We start from the raw sequence: 17,768 nt of genomic DNA, 5'->3' as shown, positions 1-17,768 counted from the left end.
TCACGGCTCCATCGTGTAGGCGCGTCCGGGTTCGAGCGCGTAGATGGTCAGAAAGCGCAGCGGCCGTTCCGGGTCGCAATTGCGAAACAGCGTGTGCGGAACGTCGGCCCGATCCTGCAAGGTCTCGCCCGCCCGATATTGTCGCGGCGCCTCGTCGCCATAGGCGGACTCGGCAACACCTCCGACGATGAAGATCACGCCGCCGACCGGATGCCGGTGCAGCGGAGCAACGCCGCCGGGCGGATAGGTGACCTCGGCAACGACAAGCTCGCGCTGATCGCCGGGCAGTTGCAGTCGCTCGAGGGTCTTGCGCGTGACGCCGGCGAAGCCGGCTTGACGAGCGCTTGTCTGATCGTCGTTGCTTTCAGCCATTGGAACCCTTTCCTGTCACGCGCACCTTTGTCCCGACCGGATCGGGCGCGACTATGGCGGCGCTCCAACGACGCAACAAGCGCCCAAGCATTTCAACACATGTCACACCGCTGAGGCGAAGCCCTTGCCACCCCTGCTTCCACGTTGCAGGATTCCAGCACTGAACATCTTCAGCAGTGGGCCTTGCATGAAAACGGGTATCGTCGTCGCCGCTTTGGCGTTCATCTTGTCAGCATCAAGTGTCACGCCGGCATCCTCGGCGCAGCCCGTGCCGGAATGCTCGATGTCGGTGACGTTGGCGGATTGGGGCGAGAATTCGACCGGCGACATCGACGTCGCAGCAGGCGAAAGCTGCCAGATCCCGATCGGGATCCGCGGCACGGTGACGGACTCGTCGATCTCGCAAAAGCCGGCCTATGGCAAATTGAAAAAGATCAACGCATCGACCTTCGAATACAGGGCGAAGGCCAAGTACAAGGGCAGCGATACGTTTGCCATCAAGGCAACAGGTCAGGGACCGAAGGCCTCCGGCACCTCGGTCATCACCGTGCACGCCACGATCAAGTAATCGCCGACCCGGTTGGATTGTCGCGCGCCGGGCAAACCCGGCGCGCGACGCTTGCATTCGTATCAGGCCGGCCGCGCGCCGGTGCGGATGATCGAGCCGACATGCTGACCGCGCAGCGCCGCGGTGAGCCGGCCGGGGACCAGGCCGTTCACGACCTGGACGCGTTCAATGTGCCGTGCGTTGGCCATCACCTCGAGCAGCGCGGGATCGAACGGCAGCGTTCCCTTCAGCTTGGCAAGATCGGTGAAGCTCGTCTCGCGCAGCAGCTGGGCCTTCTTGCCGTCGGGACCATTCGGATCGTCGCTGTACACGCCGTCGACGTCCTCGACGATGGTGAGGCCGGCGGCGCCGAGCGCATCGGCGATCAGGAACGCACCGGTGTCGGCGCGGTGCAACGGGATGCGCGAGACCGGGAATTCATGATGGTGATATGGCGGAAACGCGCTGCCGACCACCGCGCGGGCCGCGGAGAGATGGATCGCGAGCTGGCTCGCGATGGTCGGATGCTCGATATAGGACACGCCCTCCGGCGCGAGCAGGCAGCCGAGAATGTGGCCATTCTGGCCGGCCTCGCTTGCGGCGAGCGGCGCCAGCGAGCCGACCGGCAGTCCGAGGTCGAGGCCGACGCTGTAGAGATGACGGGCGCGGATGCCGGCGCCGGTCAGGATCAGCATGCGGTGCTCGGGCAGCAGCGCGCGCAGCTCGTCGACGATCGGCAGGATCGCTTGATGGCCGCGATCCATGATGGAGCGGCCGCCGATCTTCACCACCTGCAGCCAGGGCAGCAGCGGGATCGGGCGTCCGCCGGCAACGGGACGGGTGAGATCGCTGTCGAGCAGGGTCTGGCGCGCGAGCGGCGAAGCGACGTGCTTGATGGTGTCATCCATGGTCGTGTCCCTGCTCAGTTCGCGGTGATGATGGTGCCGACATGCTCGCCCGCGAGCGCGCGGGTGAGATTGCCGGGGACGAGGCCATTGACGACCTGCACCTGGCGGACATGGCGCGCGGTGGCGAGCAGATCGAGCACCGGGAATTCGAGGATCGAATCCTGCAATCCCTTCGCCTTCATCTCGGCGACCGAGATCTTCGGAATGAAGGTGGCGCCCTTCGAGGTCTTGGGGTTCGCGGTGTAGAGGCCGTTTTCGTCCTTCACATAGATCATCGACTTGCAGCCGAACTGCTCGGCGACCAGAAAGCATCCGGCGTCGGTGCGGTAGGGCGGGATCATGCCCTCGGCTGCGGGCCGCATCCACAACCCGTAAGGCGGCATGCCGCTGAAGATCACGGCGTTCACCTCGGCGAGATAGAGCGGCACGGCCGAGAGGCCGGCGCCGCTGACCGCGGAGATGCCGTGCTTGGCCAGCAGCTGGCCCAGCATCACGGCGTTCTGATCGGCGACCGAGGCGCCGAGCTGCGAGAGCACGCCGGCCGGCAGTCTGAGCCCGGCCGCGATCGAGTAGAGATGCCGGGCGCGGGTGCCCGCACCGGTCCCGATCAGCATCTTGTGCGCCTTGCGGGCGGCGACGATCTCGTCGACCAGCGGATAGACCGCGGCGCGGCCGCGGTCGATGACGCTCTGGCCGCCGATCTTGATCACTGCGGCATCGGGGAGGATCCGGAAGTTCGACGCCGCCTCTGCCGTCGCCAGGAGTTGCGGATCGGTCAGCGACCGCTGCATCAGGAGCGCTTCAAGCTCCGCCGTCGTGTTTGCCATGAGAAACGTCCTTATCTCCAATGCGCCTGGCATTGCTTCCGGATTGCACTGGTAGCGGTAACCGGGCCGGGCCTCAAGACCTCGATCATTTTGCTTATTTGCCGAGGTCTGGCTTAGTAAGAGACCATGAATGATTTTACCCAAGCGCTGGCAATGGCTGCCAGCCTTATCGGCCGTTTTGATCCGGAGCTACGCCAGATCGTCGGCCTGTCGCTCGGCGTCAGCCTGACGGCGAGCCTCCTTGCTTTCGCGATCGGGGCGCCAATGGGGACGGCACTGGCCATCTACCGGATCCGGGGTCGAGTTGCGTTGATCGTTGTCGTCAATGCGCTCCTGGGGTTGCCGCCGGTCGTGGTGGGGCTTGCGGTTTACCTCCTCCTATCCCGATCGGGGCCGTTGGGGGCGCTCGGGATTTTGTTCACGCCAACCGCGATGGTGATCGCGCAGGCCATTCTCGGCATTCCCATCGTCATTGCACTGGTGCACCGGATGATGGTGGATGTCTGGGCTCGTTACGGCGATGCCCTTCTCGTCGACGGCGCCTCGCGCTTGCGTGCCACCTTGCCGCTCATGGCTATCGGACGCGACGGGCTATTAACCGCGTTTCTCGCTGCGTTCGGCCGAGCGATCGCCGAGGTCGGCGCGATCATCATCGTCGGCGGCAATGTGCGCGGCTATACGCGCACCATGACCACTGCCATCGCACTGGAGACGAGCAAGGGAGAGTTAAGCCTCGCGCTTGCGCTCGGCATCATCCTCGTCATCCTCTCGATGACCGTAAGCGCGTTGAGCTTTTTGATCGGACGCATCCTGACCGCTCGCTGAAGCGCCAAAAATATGATTGTTCCAAGGGAGATCGCTCACATGAAGCATTGGTTCGGCTCACTTCGCATCTCAATCATCGCGTTTGCCGCGCTCAGTGCTCAGACCTTCACCCATCCGGGTCGGGCGGAAGATCAGTCAATTGTCGTGGCATCGACGACGTCCACCCAGGACTCCGGGCTGTTCGACTACCTACTCCCGATCGTCAAGCAGAAGACGGGTGTCGAGGTGAAGGTGCTGGCACAGGGCACCGGCCAGGCGCTCGATACGGCACGCCGCGGCGATGCCGATGTGGTCTTCGTGCACGCCAAATCCGCGGAGGAGAAATTCCTTGCGGAAGGATTTGGCGTGAAGCGCTATCCCGTGATGTATAACGACTTCGTCGTCATCGGTCCGAAGGACGATCCGGCAGGCATCAAGGGCAAGGATGTCCTCACTGCGCTGCAGACCATCAAGACCAGAGCCGCGCCGTTCGTCTCCCGCGGCGATCATTCCGGCACCCATATTGCCGAGCTGAAGCTTTGGAAGGAGGCCGGCATCGACATCGTGAACGAACGCGGCTCGTGGTACAAGGAAATCGGCCAGGGCATGGGTGCGGCGCTGAACATGGCCTCGGCGTCAAACGCCTATGTGTTGTCCGACCGCGGCACATGGCTGGCGTTCCAAAATCGCGGCGACCTGACCGTCCTGGTTGAAAGCGACAAGCGGCTGTTCAATCAGTACGGGGTGATGCTGGTCAACCCAATCAAGCATCCCGCGGTAAAGAAGGAAGCCGGCCAGCGCTTCATCGATTTTCTGATTTCACCGGAGGGACAGAGCGCGATCGCCGGCTATAAGATCAACGGCCAGCAGCTGTTCTATCCCAATGCGAACGATCCCAATGCTTGAGGGGACAAGGAGCGGCCCGGTTGCGTTCCGTAAGCACGCGCCGGCTTGCCCTACTGCGGGGGCAGAGCCTCAGAGCGGCCGGCTGATTGCAAGTATGCTCCAACTGATGATCAGCTTAAAGCTATTCAGTTGAGAACCGACGTCATCAACGGGGCGATTGCAATGGCCCGCATCCGAACTGCACTGGTAGCGGTAAGCCGAACCGGTCTCAAGCTGCAATGGCAATGATGCCGCACTGCTGGCGCGCATTCTGCCGGCGACCAGACCTCACCGGTCGGTCGCCGGCAGCTTGACGGTCACGCGCAGGCCTGAACGTCCGGCACCAGTCACATTTTCGAACAGAACCGAACCGGCCGCATGATCGACGATCCGCTTCACGATCGAGAGCCCGAGCCCGGCGCCCTCGCCGCTCGGCTGGCCGCCGCGAAAGAACGGCTCGCCGATCCGCGCCAGATCCTGCGGCGGAATCCCCGGCCCGGTGTCCTCGATCTGGATGACGGCCATTCCGTCCTCCCTGCCGACGGCAAGATCGACGGCGCCTCCGTTGGGCGTGAACTTGATTGCGTTCTCGACCAGGTTCCGGACCGCTGAGATCAGCGACAGCTCATCAGCGTTCACCGCGACCACCTCGACCGTCGTGAAGCCGAGATCGATGTTGCGCGCTGCGGCCTCAGGCAGCAGATCGGCGACGATGCCTTTTGCGATCTTGTCCAGCGCCACGGGTGCGCTCACGGTGGCTGGCGCAGCGTCCTGACGCGCCAGCGCGAGGAGTTGCTCGAGCAGATGCTTGGTGCGCCGCATGCCGCTCTTCAACGCATCGAGCCGGTCGCGCGTCTCCGCCGGCATGTCGAGGGAAGCGAGATTTTCCGCCTGCAGGCTGAGCGCGGTGACCGGCGTTCGAAGTTCATGGGCCGCGTCGGCGATGAAACGCCGTTGCTGATCCATCATGACGCGCACCCGCCCCAGCAGCCCGTTGATCGAGCCAAGGAACGGCTGCAGCTCGCTCGGCGCGCCCGTCACCGGCAACGCACCGACGTCATCCACCCTGCTCGCATCGAGATCGCCGGCGAGGCGCAACATCGGGCGGAACGATCGGGCGATCACGAATGCCGTCATCAGCAACAGGCACGGCACCAGCGCGGCGATCGGCAACAGCGTGCGGACGGCCATATCGCCCGCGATCTCGGTGCGGATCTCGGTCTGCTGCGTCACCGCAAAGCGGCTGCCGTCCGGCCGGGTCCGAAGCAGCACGCGGACCGGCTGCCCGTGATAGACATCATTGTGCAGCCCATCCTTCAGCCCCCACAGTCGGCGATCGTCGGCGGAGCCGCGCGGCGCCTCGCCGAGCTCGACGACGGCAACCTCGGCTTCCGCGTCGATGCCGGTGACCGGGCGGCTTTGCCGGATCGGAGCGCTCAGCGCGAAGCTGCCGATCTGGATCAGCACGGAGTCCTGCATCTCGATCGCTTCGCTGTAGGCCCATCTGTACGCCAGCAGTCCGCCGACGGCGCCGGTCAACAGGATGATCGCGGTGAGTCCGACGAACAGGCGTCCGCGCAGCGATCTCATCATCTCGAACGATCCACCATCCATCCGACGCCGCGCACGTTCCTGATCGCCGCGGCGCCGAGCTTTCTGCGCACGGCGTGGATCAGGAACTCGACCGCGTTGCTCTCGACCTCCTCGCGCCAGCCATAGATCTGACGTTCGAGCTCGGCGCGGGATAGGATCGTTCCCGGCCGGGCCAGCAGCGCCTGCAGCAGGGCGAATTCGCGTGCGCTGAGCACGGCCTTCTCTTCGCAGAAAATGGCTTCCCGCGTTGCCGGGTCGAGATGAAGCGCGCCGTTGGTCAGAACCGGGGGCGCTCCGCTGCCCTCGCGCCGCAGCACCGCGCGCATGCGCGCCAGCAACTCGGCGATCTCGAACGGCTTGACCAGGTAATCGTCGGCGCCGAGATCGAGTCCCCGGATGCGATCGTTCAGCGCATCGCGTGCGGTGAGTATGATCACGGGAAGGCGCGAGGCGCGCTCCCGGATCGCCTTGAGAACGTCGAGACCGTCAGTCAACGGCAGGCCGAGATCGAGCAGCGCAATGTCGTAGGTCTCGCTGCGGCTGGCTTCGATGGCGAGATCGCCATTGCGCACCCAGTCGACCGCATAGGCGGCATCCCGCAGCGCCTCGACCACGGCGGCGCCGATCATCCTGTCGTCCTCCACCACGAGCACCCGCATCGCCTGGCAATCCATCCCGATCCGCGCCGGGAGTAGGCCCGGCGAAACTGCGTCGCACCGATCGGCCGGCGACGCTTGCGCGATCATATCAGTTTCGACTTAGCCGCGGCTTAGGGGCTTTCGGCGCCCCAATGGCGGCCGCTCCGCCCACCTAAGCCGGGGCTAAGTCTCGCGGTGCACGCTCGCCTTCGAACTCGGCGGAACCGCCGACCCTCTCAAAAGCGGAGCTTTACACCGTGCTGGATATCAGACCCATCGGCCGCAGCATGCTGAACAAGGTCCCCGAAGTCACTCTCGTCTTCTGGCTGATCAAGATCATGTCGACCACGGTCGGCGAGACCGGCGCGGATTACCTCGCCGTCCATGTCGGCCTTGGCACCAGTGTGACCGGGCTGCTGATGATCACGCTGCTTGCCGCAGTGCTGGCCATCCAGCTGCGGATGGACCGTTACGTGCCATGGGTCTACTGGCTGACGGTCGTGCTCGTCAGCATCGTCGGGACGCAGATCACCGATGCGCTGACCGACAAGCTCGAGATCAGCCTCTACGTCAGCACCGCCGCCTTCGCGATCGCCTTGGCCACGACCTTCGCGATCTGGTTTTCGGTCGAGCGGACGCTGTCGATCCACAGCATCGTGACCCAACGGCGCGAACTGTTCTACTGGGCCGCGATCCTGTTCACATTCGCGCTCGGCACGGCTGCGGGCGATCTGGCGACCGAAGCGCTGGGCCTTGGCTTCAACGTCGGGGTGGTCGCGTTCACGGCACTGATCGCCGCCATAGCGGCAGCCTACGCGCTTGGCGCCAACGCGGTTCTGACCTTCTGGCTCGCCTACATCCTGACGCGTCCGCTCGGAGCATCGTTCGGCGACCTCTTGTCCCAGGCCCGTGAGTACGGCGGCCTTGGCTTCGGCACGATCTACACCAGCCTCGCCTTCCTGACGGTGATCGTCGCGCTGGTCGCCTGGCTGTCGTTCGAAGGCGACGCCGGCGGCAAGCCCGAGGCGTCGCCCGGCGCGTGAATTCGCCATGCGCCCGACGGATACCCATCGAAGCACCCCACAAAGGAGAACCACCCATGAACAAGACGACACTCGGCCTTGCGACCGCGATCGTTGCGCTCACAGTCATCCAGCCGCTCCCCGAAGCCAACGCAGGCCTCAGGCTGCTGCCGCACACGCAGACGGCCGCCGCCAGGCTCGGCGACCTGGCGCCATTTCGCAGCATCGCCGCCGATGTGGCGGCACTGGTCGACAAGGGTGACCTCGTCGGCGCCAAGACGCGGATCAAGGATCTCGAGACCAAATGGGACGAAGCGGAAGCCGGATTGAAGCCGCGCGCGGCCGCGGACTGGCACACGGTCGACAAGGCGATCGATCGTGCGCTCGAGGCGGTGCGTGAGACCAATCCGGATGCCGCCAAATGCAAGAAGGCGCTCGCCGAGCTGCTGTCGATCATGGACTCGATGAAGGCCTGATCTCTCCGTCCGTCACCTCGACTGCCCGCCGGCGGCATCGTCCGCCGGCGACCCGGCCTTCTGGAGCGAAGAACCCCATGGAATTATTGTTGCACGACACCGCCGCGGACGAGCGCGCGGCAAAAGTCCCCGCCGTCACGCTCGGCTTCTGGGTCATCAAGATTCTCGCCACGACGCTCGGCGAGACCGGCGGCGACGCCGTCACGATGTCGATGAATCTCGGCTATCTCGTCGGCACCGCGATCTTCGCGGTGATCTTCGCTGCTGCCGTCGCAGCGCAGATGTCGGCGAAGCGCTTTCACCCGGCTCTCTACTGGACGGTGATCATCGCGACGACGACCGTCGGCACGACCTTTGCCGACTTCGTCGACCGTTCGCTCGGAATCGGATATCTCGGCGGCTCGTCGCTGCTCGCCGGACTGCTCGTTGTGTCCCTTGCCGCGTGGCATCGCACCATGGGAACGGTCTCGATCGCGTCGATCGACAACAAGGCGGCCGAAACTTTCTACTGGATCACGATCCTGTTCTCGCAGACGCTGGGCACCGCGCTCGGCGACTGGATGGCCGACTCCACCGGCCTCGGCTACAGCGGCGGCGCCATCGTGTTCGCCGCCGGCATCGCCATCGTTGCCGCCGCCTATCTCTGGACGCGGGTGTCGCACACCGTGCTGTTCTGGATCGCGTTCGTCCTGACCAGGCCGCTCGGCGCGACCGTCGGCGATTTCCTCGACAAGCCGCTCGATCACGGCGGCCTTGCGCTCAGCCGCTACACGGCATCGATCGCTCTCGCCGTTGCGATCGCGGCCCTGGTCTTCATCCTGCCGCAGCGGGCGGGGGAGCATGCGTGAACGCCAGGCCTCTGCCCGCACCGGACATCGTTCTCGTGCGGGTATGTTGGCGCGTCGCGATCATCGTCTCGCGATCGATCGGTTCGCGGGCGATGGTCTGTCGCGAACTACGTGAACGGAGCCCCTCTGTGTGACGTGGTTACGAAGCGAGGTCTAGGACGTTTTGCCGCAGTTGGCTCGGCCAGCGGGTGTGACGCCCGTCATAGATGCCGCACTCAAATTCTGCGATCCTCATCTCGATACTGTCTGCTTTTTTGATGCGCTGCTCTCGGCTCAATGATGCTGGTTCAGCACCAGCGCGCTTCGCGAGCACAGAATTGATTGCCTTGCACCTTGGACATTAGCCGGCTTCGACCGGCGCACCACGAGGACGCAAACCCATGGCCAATACCCCACCGGTCGTCACGATTGGTAACCACAGCCTGTTGTACAATCAGTGGCAGAAGGTGCAGCCATGGCTGACTTATTTCGATGCCGACGGCAATCCCGCGCAGAGCTTTCAGTTCTTTGACAGTGGCACCGCCGCAACCAGCGGCTATTTCTGGACTCCCAGCAATAGCCATTGGGATGCGGGCACCGTCATCGATGTTGCAGCGTCTGACCTCTCCGATGTGTGGGTGCGTGCGGGTTCGGTCGGTGGCAGCGAGACACTCTGGGCACGCGCCTTCGACGGGACGGACTGGAGCACCTGGACCGCATTCACCTTCACGACGATTCCAAACACGCCTCCGGTCGCCACGATCAACGACCAGCAGCTGCACACCAATACATGGGCGCAGGTCACGAACTGGCTGAACTACTCCGACGCCAACGGCGACGTTGCGACCAAGTACCAGTTCTGGGACAGCGGATCGTCCGCCACCAGCGCGTATTTCTGGACTCCCACCAATTCGCACTGGGCTGCCAACACGACGATCGACGTTTCGGCCGCGGACCTCGCCAATGTCTGGATCCAGGGCGGCTCCACGACCGGCTCCGAGACCATGTGGGTCAGAGCGTTCGACGGAACGGACTGGAGCAACTGGGATACCTTCACGTTGACGTCGACGAATTCGGCCCCCGTCGTGACGATCGGCGACCATTCCGTGCACATGAACCAGTGGGTGACCGTCGGCAACTGGTTGACGACATCGGATGCCGACAACGATGCGATCACGAAGTATCAGTTCTGGGACAGCGGCTCGGCCGCGACCAGCGCCTATTTCTGGACGCCGACCAATTCCCACTGGGACGCCAACACCGTGATCGACGTTTCGGCCGCGGATCTCGCCAATGTCTGGATCCAGGGCGGCTCGGCGACCGGTTCGGAGACGATGTGGGTCAGGGGCTTCGACGGCACCGCGTGGAGCAATTGGGATACTTTCACGCTGACGTCGACGGTCAACACGCCACCGGTTGCTGCTATCAACGACCAGTCGGTGCACGTCAATCAATGGGTCAAACCCGAAGCCTGGCTCAGCACCAGCGATGCCGAGGGCGATACGATCACGAAGTATCAGTTCTGGGACAGCGGCACCGCCGCGACCAGCGCCTACTTCTGGACGCCTGCCAATGCGCACTGGGCGGCCAACACCGTGATCGACGTTTCGGCGTCCGACCTGGACAATCTCTGGATTCAGGGCGGCTCGGCGACCGGCTCCGAGACCATGTGGGTCAGGGCGTTCGACGGTACCGCCTGGGGCAATTGGGACAGCTTCAACCTGACGTCCACGAACACGGCCCCGACGGTTGCGATCAGCGATCATACGCTGAACGCCGCGCAGTGGGCGCAGCTCGTCAACTGGACGACGGCATCCGACGCCGACGGCGATGCGATCACCAAATACCAGTTCTGGGACGGCGGCGGGGCCGCGAACAGCGCCTATTTCTGGACGCCCGACAATTCACACTGGGCAGCCAGCACCCCCATCGACGTTGCAGCGTCCGATCTGGCCAATATCTGGGTGCGAGGCGGCACCGCCGGCGGTTCCGAAACCATGTATGTGCGGGCCTTCGACGGGACCGCCTGGAGCAATTGGGACAGCTTTACCCTGACGTCGCTGCCAAACCACGCGCCGGTCGCCTCGATCAGCGATCAGACATTGCACGTCAACGAGTGGAGCCAGGTCAGCAATTTGTTGTCCTATTCCGATGTCGACGGAAATCCCGCGACCGAGTATCAGTTCTTCGACGGCGGCAACACCGCCGACAGCGGCTACTTCTGGACCTCCGCGAATTCCCATTGGGCAGCCAGCACCGTCATCGACGTCAGCGCCGCGGCTGTCGATGACGTGTGGGTCCGCGGCGGTGCCGCCACCGGCGCCGAGCCGATGTATGTGCGCGCGTTTGACGGCATCGACTGGGGCTCCTGGCACGCATTCGTGCTCACGACCATCGTCTAGCGGCGCTGCCGCTTCGCTCGATCACGCTCTAGGGCGCGTACTCATAAACTCGTACTCATAAACTCGTCAGTTCCGCTGATGAACAATCCGCTCGGACCAATCAGCTCACTCCAACCAGCGCCTTACAGACCTCCCGGCTGGCCTCTTGGAATAATTTGACGGCACCTCCGGCCCGTCGCCCCTTCAAGGTGATTGAGGCAATCGGGGCGGAGGTATCGCCAAGATCGACGTTCAGCGCGCGCAGCCATGCGCTGCTCGATCGCATTCTGAGTATCTGCATTGGCAATAGGGTTATAAACCGGCTGCTCGCCAACAGATTCAACCGCATGTAGATTGAAATCGTGGTGACGGTCGTTTGCGGAAGCGGCAGGTTATGTCGCCGAAATAGCTCGACGCCGGTACGCCCCAAAAAAGAATCGGGCGGCGAGAGCGTCCATTGCTCTTGCATAAGTTCTGCGAGCTTCAACTTCTTCTTCGATCGCAGGAGCGGATGCCGTCGCTCCGCCATTACCGCAAGGGAGGATCTAAACAGCACCTCCGCGGACAAATCATCGGCGACCGGCAACGGCGCCCAACGCGTTATGGCGAGATCGAGGATTCTCTGGCGCAGGGCATGCTCCAGCGCATCCCGATCACCTATCGTGATATGATACCTGATGCCTGGATATCTGCGGACGAGATGTCCGATAATTTCAGTAACGATCGCGGTGACCGGCTCCGTTATACCGATCGCAACGAGCCCTTGCGCCGGATCTGACCTTTGTACAATGTCGGTAACACCTAGCTTTATTTCGTCGAAAGCGACGCGCGTGCGATCGACAAGAAGGCGACCGCACTCAGTGAGTTCAACCCCGCGCGAGGTGCGATCCAGCAGCGCAGCGCCGACGGCGTGCTCCATGTCGGTGATGGCCTTGGAGATTGCCGGCTGCGACAATCCAAGACGGTGAGACGCTTTGGCCATGCTGCCGACCTCTGCGACAGTCTGGAGCGTATGCAGATCCTTGAGACGCAGGCGTCGGCCGATGCGGTCCTGCCACTGCATGAGTATTCACCTCACGTTATAGCCCGATAGGAAAATGCGATTTCCGGTTATAGCCTTAGTGCTTCAGGATAGCGAGGTGCAAAGCCGGCCGGATCGTCGCGTTGCTGTCCGAAGCACATGGAGAACGCCATGCAGCTTTACTCGCGTCGCGCCATACTGGGCGGGTTTTCGGCTCTGGCTCTTCCTTTACCCATTGTTGCTGCCGACCAGCCGCTGAAAATTGTGTTTCCATTCGCGCCTGGCGGGTCGGGAGATTCGATCGCCCGGCTGTTCGCCGAGCAGCTCCATACCAGGCTCGGGAAGGTGGCCATTGTGGAGAACCTTGCTGGCGCCGGCGGCCGCATTGGCGCGCAGGCGGTCAAGAATGCCGCACCGGGCGAGGAAGCGGTGCTGTTTGCTTCCGCTTCGCAATTCACGCTTCAGCCGCATCTCTTCAGGAGCCTGGGATATGATGCAGAGCGCGACTTTGTGCCCCTTTCGCAGGTGATGACGGTCGATCTGGCTCTGGCGGTCAGCGGGAAGCTGCCCATCCATTCAGCGCATGAGCTCATCGACTGGATGAAAGCCAATCCTGCAGAGGCCGTGTACGGCTCGCCCGGAGCGGGTACAGCACCTCATTTTATCTGCGGGGAGTTTGGTCGGATCACAGGCCTGAACCTGCGCCACACGCCCTATAAGGGTACGTCTGCTGCCCTCCCGGATGTGCTGGCCGGCCGGGTCCCGATGTATATGGCGTTTGTTTCCGAACTCCTGGAGCAACACCGGGATGGTGGCATACGGATCATCGCCACCGCAGCCACCGCTCGATCTTCCTTCCTACCCCAAACCGCGACTCTCAAGGAGAGCGGGATCGATATCGATGCGTCCGGATGGTTCGCATTCTATGCGCCTGCCCATTCTTCCCGTCAGTCCGTTGAGCGCCTGGGAAACGAGATCATTGCAATCGGGAGCGATCCCGAAATGCGCGCAAAGATTCATGCCATGGGGTGCGAACCAACAGGAACGACTTCGGACGAACTTAAACATATCCAGCGCACCGACCTCGACCGCTGGGGGCCGATCGTGAGGGCATCAGGATTCCCGATTGAAGATTAGGGCGGCACATGACCACCGATCCCTCCGAACATTTGTTGGACCTTGTTCAATCGCACCGTGTGACAGCTGTGATCCATGTCGCAGCCAAGTTGGGCCTTGCCGAATTTCTGCGCGACGGACCGCGAACGGTCGAAGAACTCGCGAGCCGAACCCACGCGGACCGGGACGCGCTGGCCCGCCTGCTCGTCGCTCTCTCGACCGTCGGCATTTGCTCTCGCGTTGGCGAAGGCCGGTACTTGCTAACCGAACTGGGAGCCTCGCTCGACGGTGCTGCTGAACGATCGTTGAAGAACTGGGTCATCTTCGAAGGCTCCATGCTGGTCAGGAGGTGGGATGGTCTTCTGGATTCGATCATGTCGGGGAAGACGGCTGCCCAACTCCAGGACGTCGACGACAATTTCGATCTGATGGCGCGCACGCCAGAGCATGTGCGGATGTTCAATGAAGCGATGACAGACCTGACACGGCTGGTCACGCACGATCTGCTGCAGGCCTACGACTTTGGCTCGATCTCCCACTTGATGGATGTCGGAGGCGGCTCCGGGGAACTCATGGGCGCCGTAGCGAGAGAATACTCGAATATCAAAGGAACGGTTTTCGATCTGCCGAGGTGCGCCGACGCCGCCAACCAGTACTTCGGGCACCTCGGAATCTCCGACCGCGTCGAATTTGTTGCAGGCGATTTCTTTCGCGCGGTGCCTGCAGTGGCCGATGCGATTATCTTGAAAAGCATTATTCACGACTGGGATGATGAGCGCAGTCGCATCATTTTGGGAAACTGCCGCAAAGCGCTTCCCCAAAAAGGCAGACTGCTATTAGTCGAACGTGCGATGTCGGAATTACCCGGCACCGATAACGCGGACAGGTCGTGCGCGATGAGCGATTTAAACATGCTGCGCGGTCCAGGTGGACGGGAGCGGACCGAAAGGGAATATCATTGGCTCCTGACCGAGAGTGGCTTTCGCCCCGTCGCGGTTCTCCGCGCCGGCCGCTTTAATCTGACCGAGTCGCGGCTTTGTTGAGACTTGGAAGCCGACCCCGGCTATGCGGAAGGTAAGTTGTTCAAACTTCTATTTCGCTTTTTCAAATACAAGGAGGCTCCTCTGCATCCCCTTATCTGCCCAGTTTGGCATTATTCGCCACGTCGAAGTAACTTGGAGACGATCTCCGTCTAACTTGAAGAAGCGTGTTTGCTCGGTACCCACCCATTCAGGGTTCCAAGCAACATCCACTTTCGTAATCCATTTGTCCCCTTCGAGACGGTACATGCCAGTGTAGGCGGCCATGCTGTTTAGCAGATCGGCGCGATCTTCGACCGTTTGTGGTAGCTTGCGCCCCTCTGCAGTCAGAACAAACATTACACGGCCCTCAGCCGTGAAAATTGCATATCCCGTAGGGGAGCGTCCGAAGACGGATTCTTTTTGCCCGGTGGCTTGAATTTCAATTTCTTGAGAAACTAGTTTCCAGATGCCGATTACATTCTCACGATCATCGGCAAAGCTCGGATCCGCCGCCATAATCAACCCCACGATGGCAACAAGGCATCTTAAAGTGGACATAAGGAGTTTCCCTCCAATGCTCTGCCCTTTTGGTAGTCGGTGGACTGATACTAGCGCAGGAATTGAGCGGCTGGAAAGAAGCGTAAGGCCCTTTGTGGCGACTGTTGCCACGGTTCGCAAACGGGCGTTTGCAGCCGCGGCTAGTTCGGAGAAGGGACAATCGTCCCGTCGCGGCCGTCCAATATCGGGCCGAATGCCTCCCACCGTTCACCGGTGAAACGCATCATTTGCACCTGTTCAACCGGATAGAAGTCAGTTTCAGTGGTCTTCACACGAATGCCAGGAATCAAGCCATCAATCTCCAAATCGAGGTTAGCCACCATTTTCATGACGTTGTCGCGAGTGAGATCGTCGCCGCATCGCTTCAGCACCTCGACCAGCGCGTTCGCCGCGATGAAGGCGATCATTGGACCGCTCTCTGAACGATTTGCTTCAGGATAGTATTTTGCCATGAAGGCCCGGAAGCGCAGCATGCCTGGGCGACTATCCCACTGCGGATCCGTGACGTCCATCTGGAAAGCTGCGCTGAGAATACCTTTGGCGTTGTCGAGCCCGGCGGGTTTCAGCACGGCTCCGACCGAAACCGATATATTCGTCACGATATGGACGGGGTGCCAATTGAGTTCGGCGACCTTCTTGATCGCCTGGGCAGCAAATTTTGGCGTCGCAATATTGAGGAGGATATCGGGATTGGCAGCCTTGATCGCGACCACCTGCGAGTCTACTGTTGGAATGCTGGTTTCATAGGGCATGCTGGCAACGACCATTCTGTCGTAGCTGTCCCGCAGCACATCCTTCAATCCAAGTATATAGTCCCTTCCGAAATCATCGTTCTGATAGAGGATGCCGATCCTGGCGTCGGGATGTTGCTTCAGAATATACGCGGCATAGACGCGCGCTTCAGCGCGGTAGTTGGGTTGCAAGCCAATCGTCCATGGAAAATGCCCGGGGTCGCCCCAGCGCGAGGCGCCACTCAGGACGAAGAGCTGCGGCACGCGCATGGTGTTCATGTACTTCTGAATGGCGGCATTGGTGGCGGTGCCAAGCGGCGCAAAGATCAGAAACACCTCATCGCTCTCGACCAGTTTTCGTGCCTGCTCTACGGTCTTCGGCGGACTGTAGCCGTCATCATTGGAGATGAAGGTGATCTTGCGACCGTTAATGCCGCCGACGTCGTTGATCATGCGGAAGTAAGCGCTCATCGTCTTGCCGATGATGCTATAGGCCGAGGCCGGGCCGCTGTACGGCATGATGTTGCCGATCCTGATCTCGGTGTCGCTCACCCCCGGGCCGTACTGCTTTTCCGCGGACGCAGTGCCGACGAGCAGGCTGAAGCCTGCAAGAGCCGGCATCAGTGTTCTGGCAAGATGGAGCATCGGATATCCTCCTGGCAGTGACAGTCCGGGATCAGATCGAGACCGCCAACAGCGCCGAGACCCGGTTGACGATCTCGGGAGCGCGCAGGGCGCTGGACGGCTTCACGAGGTGGCTCACCTCGCTCATGGTCCGATGCACAATTGCATCTTCGGAAGCGAGCCGCAGCAGCCCAGAATTGAAGTTCAGCCGCTCCTTAAAATCATGCGGGCACTGGCCACGTGTCTTCTCGTGAATGAAGTCGCTCTCGGCCGTCGCCCAAGGTGCCGCGAGGAAGTCCTGTACCACCTCGAAAAAAGGCCATGCGATGCCGGCGAGCGGATCGGCATTCGAGATTCGCGCCTCGATCAGCCATCTCAGGGCCCCGGCTTGCTGCGCGGCGACACTCATTCCCTGGCCGAACGCCGGATTGAATCGACAGATCACATCGCCGAGCGGCAGTAGACGGCTCGGAAAGCGTTCAAGCGCTTCGAAATGCCGGCGAATGCTGCAGGGAAAGCCGAACCGGTAGATCGGTCCGACAGGCCTTGCGCGAGCAATCGCGTCGTGGATCGTCTGCGTTCGCATCGTCCTCGCAAAAGCGATGAACTCCGCGACGTTTTCTGGCACCGGCTCGCCATGAAGGGTCGTCAGGTTGACTTGCCAGCAATTGTTCTCGACCGGGACAAGTAAGCCGCCACGGCAGTTGCCGAGGGAAGGCCGATGCAGCACCGCCCGCCAGTCGGGCGGCGCGTCAGACGGAATCTCGAACATCGCCGTCGCGTAACGCAGGTCGATGCCGATTTCCGTCTCTTTCGGTCTCGGCAGGCCTATCCTGTCCAGGAAATCCAGTGTGAGCGCACCGCGCGACGATGCGTCGACGACCAAATCAGCCGCAAGCTCGTGGCTGGCGTTCCCATGTTCGTAGCGCACACCCGCCACACCGTCCCTGCCTGGCGCCTGCAGAAATTCCGTGACGCGACAATGTTGGTTCAGCGTGATGGTGCTGTCTCGCTGGACTAGGCGCCTCGCCACCAATTCCAGCAGTGGCCGCGTCATGCTGAGATAGTCGAAGGCGAGATCGCGCCGCGGAAACGGATCAAAGCCCGGAAATTCGAGCAGAGATTGAGAGCCGACCCGCACGCGGACGGCGCCGGCGCGCTCAAGCTCCGTTTCGAAGTCCGGCATGAGCTCGCTCAGCGCGTCGAGGCCGCCTTTGAGCAGAACATGGATTTGCCGGGCCTGCGGCGTGCCACTACGCGCGATCGGCGCAGACGGCAGCGCGTCACGCTCCAGCACGGTGACTGCGTCGAAGAACGACGACAGGGCTTTCGCGGCAGCGAGCCCCGCCATGCCGGCTCCGACAACGATTGCGTGCCGGCCGATCGATTTTGGCATGTTCCCTGCCGGTCCAATTA

Annotated in this window: 18 protein-coding genes; 9 read left to right on the top strand and 9 right to left on the bottom strand. The window is 62.1% G+C overall.

Going from position 1 to position 17,768, the window contains the following annotated elements; genetic code table 11:
• Window positions 1-372, bottom strand: a complete 372-nt coding sequence (locus tag ACOIX3_RS05950) for a cupin domain-containing protein (protein WP_420968861.1) — start codon at window positions 370-372, stop codon at window positions 1-3.
• A gap of 226 nt (window positions 373-598) precedes the next feature.
• Between ACOIX3_RS05950 and ACOIX3_RS05945 the strand changes: the two genes are divergently transcribed.
• The gene (locus tag ACOIX3_RS05945; RefSeq protein ID WP_420968860.1) at window positions 599-940 is read left to right on the top strand and encodes a hypothetical protein; all 342 of its coding nucleotides are present in this window, start codon (window positions 599-601) and stop codon (window positions 938-940) included.
• A 62-nt stretch (window positions 941-1,002) separates the two neighbouring features.
• On the opposite strand, the gene ACOIX3_RS05940 is transcribed toward ACOIX3_RS05945, so the two are convergent.
• A complete protein-coding gene (locus ACOIX3_RS05940) occupies window positions 1,003-1,827 on the bottom strand; it encodes a molybdenum storage protein subunit alpha (RefSeq protein ID WP_420968859.1) in 825 nt (274 codons plus the stop codon).
• A 14-nt stretch (window positions 1,828-1,841) separates the two neighbouring features.
• Window positions 1,842-2,654: a uridine kinase gene (locus tag ACOIX3_RS05935; RefSeq protein WP_420968858.1), complete on the bottom strand. Its 813-nt coding sequence runs from the start codon at window positions 2,652-2,654 to the stop codon at window positions 1,842-1,844.
• 126 nt (window positions 2,655-2,780) lie between these two features.
• Here ACOIX3_RS05935 and ACOIX3_RS05930 point away from each other — a divergent pair, with 126 nt between their 5' ends.
• A complete protein-coding gene (locus ACOIX3_RS05930) occupies window positions 2,781-3,479 on the top strand; it encodes an ABC transporter permease (RefSeq protein ID WP_420968857.1) in 699 nt (232 codons plus the stop codon).
• A 39-nt stretch (window positions 3,480-3,518) separates the two neighbouring features.
• A complete protein-coding gene (locus ACOIX3_RS05925) occupies window positions 3,519-4,364 on the top strand; it encodes a substrate-binding domain-containing protein (protein ID WP_420968856.1) in 846 nt (281 codons plus the stop codon).
• Between the two features lie 267 nt (window positions 4,365-4,631).
• On the opposite strand, the gene ACOIX3_RS05920 is transcribed toward ACOIX3_RS05925, so the two are convergent.
• Together ACOIX3_RS05920 and ACOIX3_RS05915 are read right to left on the bottom strand one after the other, a co-directional pair.
• Window positions 4,632-5,936, bottom strand: a complete 1,305-nt coding sequence (locus tag ACOIX3_RS05920) for an ATP-binding protein (protein ID WP_420968855.1) — start codon at window positions 5,934-5,936, stop codon at window positions 4,632-4,634.
• Window positions 5,933-6,595, bottom strand: coding sequence for a response regulator transcription factor (locus ACOIX3_RS05915; protein ID WP_420971668.1), 663 nt, complete (start codon window positions 6,593-6,595; stop codon window positions 5,933-5,935). The genes ACOIX3_RS05920 and ACOIX3_RS05915 overlap by 4 nt, the downstream gene beginning before the upstream one ends.
• Window positions 6,596-6,861: 266 nt before the next feature.
• On the opposite strand from ACOIX3_RS05915, the gene ACOIX3_RS05910 reads away from it, so the two are divergent.
• The 4 genes from ACOIX3_RS05910 to ACOIX3_RS05895 all read left to right on the top strand — a co-directional run bounded on the left by ACOIX3_RS05910 (window position 6,862) and on the right by ACOIX3_RS05895 (window position 11,301).
• Entirely contained in the window at window positions 6,862-7,617 is a 756-nt protein-coding gene (locus ACOIX3_RS05910) for a hypothetical protein (protein ID WP_420971667.1), read from the top strand.
• Window positions 7,618-7,673: 56 nt separating this feature from the next.
• On the top strand, window positions 7,674-8,072 hold the full coding sequence (locus ACOIX3_RS05905; protein WP_420968854.1) for a hypothetical protein: 399 nt from the start codon (window positions 7,674-7,676) through the stop codon (window positions 8,070-8,072).
• Window positions 8,073-8,149: 77 nt separating this feature from the next.
• Complete coding sequence (locus tag ACOIX3_RS05900) at window positions 8,150-8,920, top strand: hypothetical protein (RefSeq protein WP_420968853.1); 771 nt, start codon at window positions 8,150-8,152, stop codon at window positions 8,918-8,920.
• A gap of 380 nt (window positions 8,921-9,300) precedes the next feature.
• Complete coding sequence (locus tag ACOIX3_RS05895; RefSeq protein ID WP_420968852.1) at window positions 9,301-11,301, top strand: hypothetical protein; 2,001 nt, start codon at window positions 9,301-9,303, stop codon at window positions 11,299-11,301.
• A 100-nt stretch (window positions 11,302-11,401) separates the two neighbouring features.
• Here ACOIX3_RS05895 and ACOIX3_RS05890 read toward each other — a convergent pair whose 3' ends face one another.
• On the bottom strand, window positions 11,402-12,343 hold the full coding sequence (locus tag ACOIX3_RS05890; RefSeq protein ID WP_212320226.1) for a LysR family transcriptional regulator: 942 nt from the start codon (window positions 12,341-12,343) through the stop codon (window positions 11,402-11,404).
• A gap of 129 nt (window positions 12,344-12,472) precedes the next feature.
• Here ACOIX3_RS05890 and ACOIX3_RS05885 point away from each other — a divergent pair, with 129 nt between their 5' ends.
• Together ACOIX3_RS05885 and ACOIX3_RS05880 are read left to right on the top strand one after the other, a co-directional pair.
• Complete coding sequence (locus ACOIX3_RS05885) at window positions 12,473-13,438, top strand: Bug family tripartite tricarboxylate transporter substrate binding protein (RefSeq protein WP_420968851.1); 966 nt, start codon at window positions 12,473-12,475, stop codon at window positions 13,436-13,438.
• 8 nt (window positions 13,439-13,446) lie between these two features.
• Window positions 13,447-14,460 carry an acetylserotonin O-methyltransferase gene (locus ACOIX3_RS05880; protein WP_259224661.1) on the top strand — a complete coding sequence of 338 codons (1,014 nt, stop codon included), beginning with the start codon at window positions 13,447-13,449 and terminating at the stop codon, window positions 14,458-14,460.
• A 48-nt stretch (window positions 14,461-14,508) separates the two neighbouring features.
• On the opposite strand, the gene ACOIX3_RS05875 is transcribed toward ACOIX3_RS05880, so the two are convergent.
• The 3 genes from ACOIX3_RS05875 to ACOIX3_RS05865 all read right to left on the bottom strand — a co-directional run bounded on the left by ACOIX3_RS05875 (window position 14,509) and on the right by ACOIX3_RS05865 (window position 17,748).
• Window positions 14,509-14,997 (bottom strand): lipocalin-like domain-containing protein, encoded by a 489-nt coding sequence (locus tag ACOIX3_RS05875; RefSeq protein WP_259224663.1) that lies wholly within the window; start codon window positions 14,995-14,997, stop codon window positions 14,509-14,511.
• Window positions 14,998-15,137: 140 nt separating this feature from the next.
• Window positions 15,138-16,373, bottom strand: coding sequence for an ABC transporter substrate-binding protein (locus tag ACOIX3_RS05870; protein WP_420968850.1), 1,236 nt, complete (start codon window positions 16,371-16,373; stop codon window positions 15,138-15,140).
• Between the two features lie 31 nt (window positions 16,374-16,404).
• Window positions 16,405-17,748 carry a squalene monooxygenase gene (locus ACOIX3_RS05865; RefSeq protein WP_420968849.1) on the bottom strand — a complete coding sequence of 448 codons (1,344 nt, stop codon included), beginning with the start codon at window positions 17,746-17,748 and terminating at the stop codon, window positions 16,405-16,407.
• Between the last annotated feature and the right edge of the window lie 20 nt (window positions 17,749-17,768).

Origin of the sequence: Bradyrhizobium sp. B120, assembly GCF_049075665.1 — a bacterium.
In the GTDB taxonomy this organism is placed as follows: domain Bacteria; phylum Pseudomonadota; class Alphaproteobacteria; order Rhizobiales; family Xanthobacteraceae; genus Bradyrhizobium.
This window is presented reverse-complemented; position numbering and strand designations above follow the sequence as displayed.

Excerpts from the sequence above, each read along its gene's own strand:
- ACOIX3_RS05935 (WP_420968858.1), bottom strand. The coding sequence starts at position 2,654 with ATGGCAAACACGACGGCGGAGCTTGAAGCGCTCCTGATGCAGCGGTCG.
- ACOIX3_RS05910 (WP_420971667.1), top strand. The coding sequence starts at position 6,862 with ATGCTGAACAAGGTCCCCGAAGTCACTCTCGTCTTCTGGCTGATCAAG.
- ACOIX3_RS05950 (WP_420968861.1), bottom strand. The coding sequence starts at position 372 with ATGGCTGAAAGCAACGACGATCAGACAAGCGCTCGTCAAGCCGGCTTC.
- ACOIX3_RS05865 (WP_420968849.1), bottom strand. The coding sequence starts at position 17,748 with ATGCCAAAATCGATCGGCCGGCACGCAATCGTTGTCGGAGCCGGCATG.
- ACOIX3_RS05890 (WP_212320226.1), bottom strand. The coding sequence starts at position 12,343 with ATGCAGTGGCAGGACCGCATCGGCCGACGCCTGCGTCTCAAGGATCTG.
- ACOIX3_RS05930 (WP_420968857.1), top strand. The coding sequence starts at position 2,781 with ATGAATGATTTTACCCAAGCGCTGGCAATGGCTGCCAGCCTTATCGGC.
- ACOIX3_RS05940 (WP_420968859.1), bottom strand. The coding sequence starts at position 1,827 with ATGGATGACACCATCAAGCACGTCGCTTCGCCGCTCGCGCGCCAGACC.
- ACOIX3_RS05885 (WP_420968851.1), top strand. The coding sequence starts at position 12,473 with ATGCAGCTTTACTCGCGTCGCGCCATACTGGGCGGGTTTTCGGCTCTG.
- ACOIX3_RS05875 (WP_259224663.1), bottom strand. The coding sequence starts at position 14,997 with ATGTCCACTTTAAGATGCCTTGTTGCCATCGTGGGGTTGATTATGGCG.
- ACOIX3_RS05925 (WP_420968856.1), top strand. The coding sequence starts at position 3,519 with ATGAAGCATTGGTTCGGCTCACTTCGCATCTCAATCATCGCGTTTGCC.
- ACOIX3_RS05895 (WP_420968852.1), top strand. The coding sequence starts at position 9,301 with ATGGCCAATACCCCACCGGTCGTCACGATTGGTAACCACAGCCTGTTG.
- ACOIX3_RS05900 (WP_420968853.1), top strand. The coding sequence starts at position 8,150 with ATGGAATTATTGTTGCACGACACCGCCGCGGACGAGCGCGCGGCAAAA.
- ACOIX3_RS05905 (WP_420968854.1), top strand. The coding sequence starts at position 7,674 with ATGAACAAGACGACACTCGGCCTTGCGACCGCGATCGTTGCGCTCACA.
- ACOIX3_RS05870 (WP_420968850.1), bottom strand. The coding sequence starts at position 16,373 with ATGCTCCATCTTGCCAGAACACTGATGCCGGCTCTTGCAGGCTTCAGC.
- ACOIX3_RS05880 (WP_259224661.1), top strand. The coding sequence starts at position 13,447 with ATGACCACCGATCCCTCCGAACATTTGTTGGACCTTGTTCAATCGCAC.
- ACOIX3_RS05915 (WP_420971668.1), bottom strand. The coding sequence starts at position 6,595 with ATGCGGGTGCTCGTGGTGGAGGACGACAGGATGATCGGCGCCGCCGTG.
- ACOIX3_RS05920 (WP_420968855.1), bottom strand. The coding sequence starts at position 5,936 with ATGATGAGATCGCTGCGCGGACGCCTGTTCGTCGGACTCACCGCGATC.